The following is a 12,165-nucleotide window of genomic DNA, read 5'->3' on the forward strand; positions in this document are numbered from 1 at the left end:
GCTTAATCCTCCGTAATTAGGATTTTTCCTGAATTCTTCACCGGCAACAAGATTATTGAATAAGGAATAATAGTGTTATGCTCTATCGCTATTCCCTCATGTTTTGTAAAGTCGGGAATATTATACACAATTAGGGGGTTTCGCTTATGATATCTCACAACTTCTAATATACGGTAAACCAAGTCCCCTGACTTTTCATCTTGAAAACCGTTTTGTTCACCATTCTTTGAAAACGGTTGACAAGGCCCCCCCCACTTTTATTTTTCTTATATCCCATGTGGCTCGATATCAATACTTCGAAAGTGCAAAAACGTATGTATGTCCATGAAAACCAGGCCCAGCAAGCAAATCTATTAATCTCATATTGCAATTCCCCCGTATCTAAGAAACTCGTTTCTGACCAAATATATTGGGAGTAAATAAATTAAGACATAACCTCTCTATAATACGACTATTGTACTACAATGAGTGCTAGATTTGGATATTTAGATAATGTCTATCTTTAAGGGATCACTTCAATAGCAGGTGGTTTTATGTTTCGCGCGTTTCACGCACTCAACCGGCTAAAGCCTAAATAAAAACTCCCACCGACAATCATTCGGTGAGAGTTATTGGCGACAATCTTGGAGACAATTCAAAAGAATTTTGGTCTCAGAAAGTCATATGGGTTTTACCTAAACGGCATAAAATCAACGGTTTTCAGTGTATAGAGTGTCGCTTAATTATTCCCACTCAATCGTAGCCGGGGGTTTGGACGTGATGTCGTACACGACGCGGTTCACGTTTTCGACTTCGTTGACGATGCGCACGGAGATTTTCTCCAGCACGTCCCACGGAATGCGGGCCCAGTCGGCGGTCATGCCGTCGATCGAGGTGACGGCGCGGATGCCGACGGTGTAGGAGTAGGTCCGGGTGTCGCCCATAACGCCGACGCTCTTCATGTTCGGAAGCGCCGTGAAGTATTGCCAGATTTCGCGGTCGAGTCCGGCTTTGGCGATCTCGTCGCGGAGAATGAAATCCGATTCGCGGACGATGGCAAGCTTGTCTTCGGTCACTTCGCCAAGCACGCGGATGGCAAGACCCGGACCCGGGAAAGGCTGCCGCCAGACGATGGCGTCGGGCAGGCCGAGCTCGGAGCCGACTTTGCGGACCTCGTCCTTGAACAGCGTCTTCAGCGGCTCCACGAGCTGGAAGCGCATGTCCTCCGGCAGGCCGCCGACGTTGTGGTGGGACTTGATCGTCTGCGCGGTCGCCGTTCCGCTTTCGATAATATCCGTATAGAGCGTGCCCTGCGCCAGAAAATCGAACTCGCCCAGGTTGACGGATTCTTCCTCAAACACGCGGATAAACTCGTTGCCGATGATTTTCCGCTTCTGTTCGGGATCGTCCACTCCGGCCAGCTTGTCCAGGAACCGTTTGCGGGCGTCGATCTTCACGACGTGCATGTCGAATTTGCCGACAAAGGTTTCCATGACGCTCTCGGCTTCGCCCTGGCGGAGCAGGCCGTGGTCGATGAACATACAGGTCAGCTGGTCGCCGATGGCGCGGTGAATCAGGCGGGCCACGACGGAGGAATCGACGCCTCCGCTAAGCGCGCACAGCACCTTGCGCTCTCCGACCTGGGCCTGGATTTCGCGCACCGTGTCTTCAATAAACGCGCCCATGTCCCAATTGCCTTCGCAGCCGCAGATGTTGTACAGGAAGTTGTGGATCAACTCGTTGCCGTAAACCGAGTGGCGCACTTCCGGGTGGAACTGCACTGCGTGGAAGTTTTTTTCCGGGTGGCTCATCCCGGCGATGGGAGCATGCTCCGTGCGGGCGGTGACCACAAACCCTTCCGGCAGCCCGGTCACCAGGTCCCCGTGGCTCATCCAGCATTGCTGCTGGCGCTCCAGTCCGTTCGAAAGGAGACAGATGTCTTCGAAATCGACCATGGCCTTGCCGTATTCGCGTTTCGCGGCCCGGCTGACGCTTCCCTTCAGCTGCATCGCCATCAGCTGCATGCCGTAGCAGATGCCCAGAATCGGAACGCCCAGCTCGTACACACCGGGATCGACCTTCGGCGAGTTTTCCTCGTACACGCTGGAAGGCCCGCCGGAGAAAACGATTCCCTTTGGCGACAGCTCGCGGATTTTGTCGAGGGGGGTGTTGAAGGGTAAAAGCTCGCTGTAGACGCCGAGGTCGCGAATCCGCCGGGCGATCAACTGGTTGTACTGGCCGCCGAAGTCCAGAACGACGACGATTTCATTAGGTTTACTCAAGACGTTGCCCCACTTTCCTGATCATTGCACCCATTATAGTTGAGCCCCGACAAAAACGTCAAGAAAGCGCGGGACCGCGGAAAACCGGCAAATTTGCCGGTTTTTGCGGTCCCTCGCCGGAAGGCGTTTTCAGGGACGGAACGGGCGGCCGGGATGTCGGCCGCGTTCCGCACGGCGGGCCGGCGCATCGGCAGAGGAGGCTTCCGGCGCCGGACCGTAGCAGACGGCTTCCGTGTCCTTTACCAGAGCGGACAAGGCGTCAAAGTCTCCGGGCCGGCGTTCCCGCAGGGCGGCCGAGTATTCGCGTACCGTCTGCCCGGGCGGCTTGAACCCGTGGCGACGGTAGACTTTGCGCCATTCCTTTTCAAGGCGGCGCCGGCTTGTCCGTCCTTCACCGGGGCGCAATCGCGTCGAACCGGCGAATACGGGCGCGGCCGTTTGAGCGGAGCGTGCCGCCCGCCGTTTTATGCGGCGCCGAAGGTATGCCGTGAGACCCGCCGCCGCGAAAACACCGGCGGCAAGGGCAAGCCCGGCCTCCCGCTCAGAAAGCCGGTGATGCATCAGCCGGTTATAGAACAGATAGCCGTCGATCAGCGCGGCGTCCAGTCTGTCTTTGGCCGCCGTGCGGAAGGCCGCCCATTCAGCGGCGATCCGGTCCGCAAGCCCGTCTTCATCCGGCGCTGCGGCGGCGGACTGCGCTTCGCCGGAACCGGCGGCAGCGAACGCGGCGGCAGGCGTGGCTTCAAAAGGAACCCAGCCGGAGCCCGGGAAATAAACCTCCACCCAGGAATGGGCGTCCCGGTTGCGAACCGTCACCGTGTAGTCTCGCCTTGGGGTGCCTGCTTCGAGGACGCCAAGCGCAAGGCGGCTTCCGGTAGGAGTTTCGGGTGCTCGGGCGGAACTGCCAAACGCTGCGGCCGGACTGCCGGGTAATCGGGCGAATCTGCCAAGCGCTGAAGCCGGGCTGCCGGTCGTTCCCGTCGTAGCTCGGGTTGCTGCGGCCAGTCCTGAGCTGCTTGTTCCCGTATCTCCCGCCGATTTCGCTTGGGCCGCATCTTCGGGCCTGCCCGGCGCAAAGCCCTTGACCCAGCGGGCGGGCACACCGGTCGTCCGCAGCATCACCGCAAGCGCCGTGGAGAAGTAATCGCAATACCCCGTCCGGCTCTCAAACAGGAACTGGTCCGTAAAATCGGTACCCTCCGCCGGCCGGACCGCTTTTTCCATGCTGTAGACATAGTTTGTCCGAAGGTATTCGGCGAGTGCCGCCGCCTTGTCATATGGCGTTGCGGCTCCCGCCGTCACCTCGGCCGCCAGCTCGCGGACGCGCGCCGGCAGACTGGACGGAAGCTGCAAATAGACATCCTTCACGCGGGCCGGATAAGCGCCTCCGGCAGACCGGAGAACCGCCGGATCATTCTCCGGGAGGAGAACGCTCACCCGGTAGGAAACGAGCGGGCTTCCCGCTCCGGTAACGTTGAAGGCGGAAGCGAGCGGATTCAGACGCGCGGCGGAAGCCGGAATCGCCGCGCCGGATTGCGCCGTCATAGAATCGACCGCCTCCACCTCCCCGCCGGCAAAAATCCGGCCGGCCGTCAGGCCTTCAAAGCGGATTTCCTGCGCGATACGCACCCGCCCGCCCGCCAAAACCGTACTCTCTCCTTCCGGTGCAGACGGCAAAAAATAAGCCCGGGACGGAACGGAGCTTCCGGTTCGACCCGGCCCAGCTCCATAGCCGTAAAAATCCGCGGGCCGCTCCGGCTCGTCCGGGTAGGCCTCCCACCCCTTCCCGGTGTAAAAGCTTTTGGTTTCCCCCCGCCAATACGTCAGGCGCGGGGTATGCGCGGTAAACGCCACCGCGTCGTCCGGCGTAACCGGCCCGCCGAGCCGCGAGTCGTCCTGGCCGAAGCCGGTGCGGGCGGCGGCGGACGAGCCTCCGGCGCCCTCCCAGCGGGCAGGCCAGTCGAGGCCGAGCCGCGCAAACGCCGCCCGCCCGAGGTTCGTCCAGTCGGGCGGCTCCGCCGCGCGCGGACGCCCTTCCGCCGCGGTCCAGCCGGCGGCGAGACAAAGCGCCGCCGTGAAAAGGGCAGCGGCGGGCAGCGCCCGCAGAGGACGGCGAGGGGAAGCGGGCGGCGGAAACGAGCCGCCCTTCGCACCGTCCGGCGATCCCGAAGAAGAAATCGCGGCAGCCGCTGCCCCGTTCGCCGGCTGAAGCGCCGCAGCGGCCCGGATGCCGCCGGCGGCCAGCGGATGAAGCGCCCGCAGCGTTCCGGCTGCCGCCAGCGCCAGTCCGGCGGCCGAGGCGCGGAGCACGGCTTCGGCGGTATCCATGCCGGATACAACGTGGACCGTCAGCAGGTAAACGAGCACGCCGGCAGGCAGCCAAAACGGGCGGCTGTGCTCCGCGAACCAAAGCAGCACCGAAACGAGAGCGGCCCAGCCGAGGAGGAAGAGGAGCGCCCGGCTTTCCGGCCCGACTCCTCCCGGCAGTCCTGTTCCGAGCGCCGAAAGATCATCGCCAAGGGCCGCCCCGTACAGCCTCAGCCAGCCGCCGCCCGGGAACTGTCCCGGGTAATAGGCGGCGCCCATCGCCGCAACGGCGGCGACCGCCTGCGCCGTATGCCGGATCGGACGGGGAAACGGGCTGGCCTCCAGCAAAAGGAAGACCGCAACGGCGAACGTAAACACCATGCCTTCCCGGGTCCCGTCCATCCCGGAAAGCCCCAGCACGCCGCTCATGCATTCGCGAAGCAGGATAAATAAACAGAGTGCCGCAGCCGGACGAAACCAGCCCGGTTTCGCCAAAGCCCCTCCCTGTCCGTCCAGGCCTTCGAACGGGTCAAACCCGGAAGGGGCCGGTCCATGCTCAAACGCGGCATTTTTCCGGCCGTTCCCGATGCCTCCTGAGGCGGCCGCCGGGCGCAGTTCTCCCGAACCCGGATACCGGATTTCGGCGGCCGCCTGGTTCGCGCGTCCTTTGCGCAGCCACCCGCGCTTCGGTCCGGTTGCGGTCCGCCCGCCGCGCGCCGCGCCGCCGCCCGTTTGCATCCGGCTGCCCGAACGGTTATGCGCCGGTCTCATAACGGACCGCCCCCTCTCCGGCGGGAGCGCCCGGCACCGGCAGCTCCGCAACCAAGCAGCCGGCGGCGGCGAAGCGGCGGTGCCAATGCTCCGCCGCAATCGCCGTGGCCTGCCCCGCCCCGCCGCCGGGCAGCTGCGCATTCCCGGCCGGGAGCCGGCCTTCGCCGGACGGCGCGCCTGCACTTGCGGCACTCGCCGCATCGCCCGCATCCGCCGGCCGGACGAGGCAGACGCCGACCGTCCGGCCGCTCCGCGCCAGCTCGCCGCAGCCGGCGGCCAGCGCTTCGTCCGGCGCGGCCGTGACGCACAGCAGCGTCACGCCCGCCGGAAGCCGCAGCGCCTCGCGGCGGACCAGCGCGGCCAGCCCGCCCGGCGCTTCGGCCGGCGTCAGCGCCGCCAGCGCCGTCAATAGCGCGGGCAGCCCCGCCGCCCCCGCTTGCATGACCCGGCCGCCGCCGGACGGCTCCGCGGCCGCCAGCCACAGCCGCCTGCCCGCAGAGGCGGCGGCCGTCAACAGACCGGCGGCGGCGTCCACCGCCGCCTCAAACAGAGCGGGGCCGTTTCCCTGCCGGGCAAGCCCCGCATCGAGAAACACCGCCGCCGCAAGCCCCGCCTCGCCTTCCGTCTCCGCCGTCATCAGCCCGCCGGCCCGCGCCGACGCTTTCCAGTGAATCCGGCGGAGTGGATCGCCCGCCGCATAAGGCCGCACCGAACCGGACGGCAACGTCCGGTTCCAGGGCTCGTCCGGGGGAGCCCCGCCGCCCGTCCCGGCGGCCGCCGCCGCAAACGCGGGCGGCACTGCCGCGTGGGGAAGCGCCGTCAGCGCCGCCGGCGACCAAAGCACGCGCGTCACCGTCAGCAGCCCGAAAAGGTCGCCTGCCGCCGCTTCCACCCGGTGGCCGTACACGCCCCGCTCAATGCCGCGTATGACATACCGGTAGCCGGCTTTTCCGCCACCGGCCGGCATTAGCTTGGTGCAGCGGTACGCGTCGCGCCCGAGGCTGTCGGTCCACACGTCGCGGACGGCCAGCCAGCCCGGCGTGCGGAAAGCCGCCTGGCGAAACGTCACGCCGACCTCGACGGTCTCCCCCCGCGTGACCCGCGGAGCGGAAACCGAGGTTTCGATGCACACGCCCCGCAGCGTCAGCAAAGGAACGGCGAGCGCCTGCAGCAGGAGCGCACCCAGACTTCCGGCCAGAAACCAGGGCACAAACCCGCCCCGGGCCAAAGCCGCGCCGAGCGACAAGGCGAAAACCGCCGTCACCGCATAAAACAACCCGCGCCCGCGCATCACCGGTTCCCCCTCCAGCCGGCGGCGCGGCGTGCGGCCGGGGCGGGCACCGCCACCCGCTCGGCCGTTTCCGCCGCGATGGCGTCCGCCGTCCGGCCCGCAAAAGCAGCTTCGGGCGCAACTTTAAACCGGTGCGCAAACACACACGGCGCCAGCTCCTTGATGTCGTCCGGCACGCAGTAGCGGCGGCCCGACGCAAACGCTTTTGCCTGGGCCGCGCGCATCAGCGCGAGAGCGGCGCGGGGGCTTGCCCCAAGCACAAGCTCCGGGTTCTCGCGGGTATCGGCCGCGAGCCTTACAATATAATCCTTGAGGCTGTCATCCACATGAACGGATTGCGCCAGCCGGCGCAGCTCCAGAAATTCCTCGCGCAGCAAAACCGGTCTCAGCCGCTCCAGCGGGTGGCCGTCCTGCTGCATGCCAAGCATGGCCGCCTCCTCCCGGAGGCCGGGATAGCCGACCCGGACCCGCAGCAAAAAGCGGTCCAGCAGCGCTTCCGCAAGCGCATGGGTGCCCGCGCAATCCGCCGCGTTTTGCGTCGCGAGCAGGACGAACGGCTCCGGCAGCGCATGCTCCCCGCCGTCCGAGGTCACGCGCCCCTCCTCCATCGCTTCCAGCAGAGCGGCCTGCGTTTTTGGCGGGGTGCGGTTCAATTCGTCCGCCAGCACCAGGTTGGCAAACAACGGGCCCTCGCGAAAACGGAACATGCGCGTATCCGGCTGGTAGATTTCCGTGCCAGTCACATCGGACGGCAATAGATCGGGCGTAAATTGAATGCGTTTGAACCGGCAGTCGATGGAACCGGCGATCGCTTTGACCAGCGCGGTTTTTCCGGTGCCGGGAACGTCCTCGATCAGCACATGGCCGCCGGCCAGCAGCGCCAGGATGCAGCGCTCGACGGTTTCCCTTTTTCCGACGATGACCCGTTCCACGTTTCGGATCAGCGCTTCGACGACCGACTCCGGTTCATCCCAAAGCAAGGGGTTGGATAAATTCGGCATAGCGGAAGCCTCCCTATCATTGATAGCTTCCATTTTTCCCATGCCTCTAGCGTTTTACACCCCGCCCGGAAAAAGAGTAGAGGGAAACGGGAGCGCGACAGCCGCCATTTCCAATGCGACTGTTCCGCCGCCGCCCTTGGTCGCAAAGCCCGTGACCTGTCCGCCCAGCGCTTCCGCCACGGTCCGCAGCGGAACCGCCATGCGGGCAGCCGTTTCGCTCCCGGCAGCTTCGGCGGTAAACGCCGCGCCGGCTCCGGCTCGCATGGAAGCCAGCGGAAGAAGGCGTTCCGGCCGGCCGGGATTCCGAACGGAAATCTCCTGCCGCTGCCAGTCGAAAGCAAGCAGCGTCAAGCCTTTCTGGATGACGCAGCCGCCGGCGGTTTCTTTGGCTACCCGTCCGCCAAGCCGGGCGGCAAGCTCCCCGAGCGGCACCTGAAACCGCCCCCCGCTCAGCCGAAAGTCTCCCGCAGGCAAAACCCATGGTTTTCCGTTCAAATAAACCGCCAGGCTTCCCTCCGGCGCGCCGCCGCGGTTGCCGGCGAAACGCGATGCGGCAAGAGCCCGGATGCTTCCCGCCGCCGACAAACCGGTCTTCCCGTTGGCCAGCACCGGCCTATTAGCGGTTTCCCGAAGCGTTCCCGACAAAGCCTTCCGAAGCTTCTCCCCCGTATGCCGGCGATTCTCCGTTTCTCTTTTCAGCGGTTGCGCCTGTCCTTCTTCCGCTTCCGCCAGTACCACCCGCTTCCCTGTTCCGTCCGTCTGCACGGCCGGCTTTCCGCCGCCGTCCGGCCGCATACTCCCGCCTACTGCTTCGGCCCGCAGCCCGTCCGCTCCTTGCATCGCTGCCGCCTGTTTGTCCGCCTCTTTAGCCAGCCGCGCAAACTCCGCAAAGCCGAGGGAGCGGGTCCATTTCGGCGTTCCCAGCCGGAATTGAACCGCCGGCGCGTCCGCGCCGAGCGCGGCAAAGCGGTAGCCGTGCTTTTGAAAATGCCGGAGAATCGCGGGCAGCGCCTTTACCGTCTCCTCATGACCCGCGCCGTCGTGCAAAAGGACGACCATCCGGTCGGTCAGCTTGGCGCCCGTCACGTTGGCGACGATTTCTTCGGCCGGAACGCCCCGGCGCGAGGCGTCGCCGCTGTCCACGTTCCAGTCATACACCCGGTAACCCGCCCTCTTCAGCAGGGCAAAATAGAAGGCGTCAAAATTCGTATAGGAACCGCCCGGGGCGCGAACGAGCCGGACGGCGTTCCCTCCGGTAAAAGACCGAAGCACCTTGTCGGTGCGCAGAAGCTGGCTCCAGAAGCCGGCGAAGGAGCCGTACAGCTCCCGGTATTCGTGATTGTACGAATGATTGCCCAGGAAATGCCCGCCGGCGATCACCTGCCGAACCAGCTCCGGCCGGGCCTCCGCCTGTTCCCCCAGCATAAAAAAGGTCGCTTTCGCGTCCGCTTCCCGCAGCAAATCGAGCACCCGGGGCGTAAGCTTGCTCGGCCCGTCGTCAAAGGTCAGGTAAACCGTCGGCGCGCCTTTATTCTTCCCGCCCTCCGTCCGTGCCTTGCCAGAGACCGGACTGTCCCCGGTTCCGCCCGCCTTCAGGCTTTCGTAAAGGTCCCGCAGCTCCCGCTCCCCCGCTTGTCCCCCGCCGGAAGCCGATGCCGAAGCCGGAGCGGCCGCGCCCAGCGCAAAAAAGACCGCAAGCGCGGCCGTTATGATTCGTTTGGTCAAGCGGTTCCCCTGCTCCCCCGATCCATTCCCCATTCGTTTTCCCTCCGCGACTCTGCTTGGAAAACGTCCGGTTCCGCCGGACATTTTCGTCTCGTAGAGTATATGGAAGGAAGTCCCCGATTATGTCCGTTCAGGGAGCGGAAACGCGGCTCCGGGAGGCAGGGCCCAGCCAGCTCCAGATCTTGTCCATCACTTTGCTCAGGTTCGAGACGCCTTCCGGGTCCCGCACATCGTGCCGGAAATAATCCGGGTGCCCGCCGACAATGTCCACTTCCTCGCAGTGGCGGGGCGCCCCGATGCACGGGCGGCCCCAAAGGGTAACGGGGTCGCCGAAGCGGCCCGCCTTGCGCAGGCAGCGGACGCGGGATTGCCAGTCGGCGGCGATGCCCTGAACCGGCGATCCGACCAGGACAACGCATTCGACCGGATACCCACGGTCCTCCAGCAGCTTGGCCGTCTTGTAGGCGGCGATGCCTCCTCCGCTGTGGCCGATCAGAATGATGCTGCCGCTTCCGTTTTCCTCATAATCCCGGCGAATCAGCCGAAACGCCCGGTAGCCGCCGGCATTGCGGCGGTACCGGACATACATGTCGCGGCTGACCTTCAAGGCTTGCAAGGCAAGAAAACGCCGGAAGTCGCGGGTCGCCACGCCGTCCATTTCGCCATACGGATACAGGTCCATGACGCGCACCGGCTCCACGCCGGACGCCCGGTAACGGGCGACGATATCCTTCATGGCTCCGCCGAACAGATTCCCCGACCGCCAGGTTCCGATGCCCGATAAAAAATAGACCGACCGGCCCTCCGATTGCTTCATCGCCGCTCCCTCCCGTTTTATTTAGCTTGCTCCCCCTGTTCCTTAACCAGCTGCAGCGCTTCGTCTACGTGGCCGTTTACGCTGACCTTCCGCCATTCCTTCCGAAGCGTCCCGTCCGGGCCGATCAGGAAGGTGGAGCGCACGATGCCCATGTATTCCTTGCCGAAGTTTTTCTTGAGCTGCCAAATGCCATAGCTTTCCGCCGTCCGATGCTCTTCATCCGAAAGAAGCTGAAACGGCAGTCCGTATTTCTCCGCGAATTTGCCGTGGCTCTTGACCGGGTCCGTGCTTACCCCGAGAATCACCGTGTTCAGCTCCTCGAATTCCGTATGGCGGTCCCGAAAATCGCAGGCCTCCTGCGTGCAGCCCGGCGTCATATCCTTCGGGTAAAAATACAAAATAACGTTGCGCCCCCGGTAATCCGAAAGCTTGACCCGACCGCCGCTCACGGCGGGAAGCTCGAAGTCCGGCGCGGGTTTTCCGATTTCTGTGGTCATGCTGCTCCTCCTCGTCCATACAGCCTTTGAAAAAATCAATATTCCGTTTGCCGTTATCCTTTCATGTTACCGGAATCGCCGCTTCGGGGCAAACCGCAGAGCCGACGGAAACCGACGCGGAGCCTGCAGAACAGACAGGATGAAACTTTTTCCGCCCGTGTTTCGTCTTTTGGTTATGGATCGGCGCCATAATGGCGGCGGCCCCGCCTCGCCCCTCCGAGCCCGCCGGACCGAAGTCCCGCCGGGACGCCGAAGAAAGCGCTCCCCCGGATTTCGTGTTGCGGCGCCGGAATGAATCGCTTTATAATAGGAAAAGCGTCTTCGTTTCAGGAGCCGTATCGGTCCGGCCGGACGCACTGCAATGGCAGCAAACAGAAGGGCGAACAACCCAAAATCGGAAGGAGTTTTTGGATGCGCAAAGCATTAAAGTGGCTCGCGCTCACCTTGAGTTTCACCCTGGTTTTTTCCGTCGGCTATTACGGTTTTTCCTTATATAGTTCGCTTAACGGGCTTCACAAGGGCGGCGCGATGAGCGGCATTTTTAACGGCTCGAATGTGGACACCATCGGGTTCGACAATCCCGAAAGCACCTACAAGGAACCGACCTGGGAAGGCAAGGAGCGGGTGAATATCTTGCTTCTGGGCGGCGATAACCGCGGCAAGTCGAAGAACGAGCGGCCCCGCGCGGACTCGATCATGATCGCCTCCATCGACCCGGTTTCAAAAAGAGCGGCCTTGTTCTCTATTTTGCGCGATACGTACGTGGACATCCCCGGCTACGGCCAGGACCGGATCAACGCCGCACTCGCCTACGGCGGCCCGAAGACCATGATGGAGACCGTCAGCGACTTCACCGGCCTGGAGATCCAGTATTACGTGTACACCGACTTTTACGGCTTCATGGCGCTTGTCGATTCCATCGGCGGAATCGAAATCGACGTCGAGAAGGACATGAAATACACCGACAACTGGGACAACAACGAGTTTGACATCGACCTGAAGGCCGGCCTCCAGCACCTGGACGGGGAAAAGGCGCTGCAGTACGTACGTTTCCGCCATGACGCGACCTCCGACTTTACGCGCACCGAGCGGCAGCGGAAGTTCCTGACGGCGGTCGCCGCCAAAATGCAAAACACGACCAACCTGCTGAAGCTGCCGAAAATCATTTCCGCCGTCGATCCCTACATCGACACGAACATGGCGGTCAACGACATGCTCAAGCTGGCAAGCCTCGGTTACAAAGTAAAGGCGGGCGGCATCGCCAGCCAGCAGCTTCCTCCGCCGGATATCGCCTATAACCGCAACGTGGGAGGCGCGCAAGTTATTGGAGGAGACCCGGAAGCGGTGCAGGAATTCATCACGACGTTCCTCGACCAGCTGTCCAATCCGGAGCCTTCGCCTTCTTCGTCCGCTTCCCCGGAGCCTGATCTTTAGGCTTCCAAGCGGCGCCCAGCCGAATACACCTTTGTTCCCTCAGTCTTCGGTTTCCCGCACG

At 63.4% G+C, this 12,165-nt stretch carries 8 protein-coding genes and 1 pseudogene; 1 reads left to right on the forward strand and 8 read right to left on the reverse strand.

Translation table 11 applies throughout. The annotated features are described in order from the left end of the window. Positions 1 to 2: 2 nt before the first annotated feature. The 8 genes and pseudogenes from AC6I6H_RS01730 to bcp form a co-directional block, all read right to left on the reverse strand. Positions 3 to 239, reverse strand: a pseudogene (locus tag AC6I6H_RS01730) (hypothetical protein); the annotation flags it as partial. Positions 240 to 722: 483 nt separating this feature from the next. Next, entirely contained in the window at positions 723 to 2,261 is a 1,539-nt protein-coding gene (gene guaA, locus AC6I6H_RS01735; protein ID WP_497950282.1) for a glutamine-hydrolyzing GMP synthase, read from the reverse strand. Positions 2,262 to 2,390: 129 nt separating this feature from the next. Continuing rightward, positions 2,391 to 5,339 (reverse strand): transglutaminase domain-containing protein, encoded by a 2,949-nt coding sequence (locus AC6I6H_RS01740; protein WP_497950284.1) that lies wholly within the window; start codon positions 5,337 to 5,339, stop codon positions 2,391 to 2,393. Beyond that, on the reverse strand, positions 5,323 to 6,630 hold the full coding sequence (locus tag AC6I6H_RS01745; protein WP_497950797.1) for a DUF58 domain-containing protein: 1,308 nt from the start codon (positions 6,628 to 6,630) through the stop codon (positions 5,323 to 5,325). The genes AC6I6H_RS01740 and AC6I6H_RS01745 overlap by 17 nt, the downstream gene beginning before the upstream one ends. After that, positions 6,630 to 7,631: an AAA family ATPase gene (locus AC6I6H_RS01750; RefSeq protein WP_497950288.1), complete on the reverse strand. Its 1,002-nt coding sequence runs from the start codon at positions 7,629 to 7,631 to the stop codon at positions 6,630 to 6,632. The genes AC6I6H_RS01745 and AC6I6H_RS01750 overlap by 1 nt, the downstream gene beginning before the upstream one ends. Positions 7,632 to 7,685: 54 nt before the next feature. Further along, positions 7,686 to 9,389, reverse strand: a complete 1,704-nt coding sequence (locus AC6I6H_RS01755; RefSeq protein ID WP_497950291.1) for a polysaccharide deacetylase family protein — start codon at positions 9,387 to 9,389, stop codon at positions 7,686 to 7,688. Between the two features lie 97 nt (positions 9,390 to 9,486). Next, the gene (locus AC6I6H_RS01760) at positions 9,487 to 10,173 is read right to left on the reverse strand and encodes a thioesterase domain-containing protein (RefSeq protein ID WP_497950294.1); all 687 of its coding nucleotides are present in this window, start codon (positions 10,171 to 10,173) and stop codon (positions 9,487 to 9,489) included. 17 nt (positions 10,174 to 10,190) lie between these two features. Beyond that, positions 10,191 to 10,670: a thioredoxin-dependent thiol peroxidase gene (gene bcp, locus AC6I6H_RS01765; RefSeq protein ID WP_497950298.1), complete on the reverse strand. Its 480-nt coding sequence runs from the start codon at positions 10,668 to 10,670 to the stop codon at positions 10,191 to 10,193. 411 nt (positions 10,671 to 11,081) lie between these two features. Here bcp and AC6I6H_RS01770 point away from each other — a divergent pair, with 411 nt between their 5' ends. Further along, entirely contained in the window at positions 11,082 to 12,104 is a 1,023-nt protein-coding gene (locus tag AC6I6H_RS01770) for an LCP family protein (RefSeq protein ID WP_497950301.1), read from the forward strand. Positions 12,105 to 12,165 lie beyond the last annotated feature (61 nt).

It is taken from the genome of Gorillibacterium sp. sgz306347 (genome assembly GCF_059735245.1).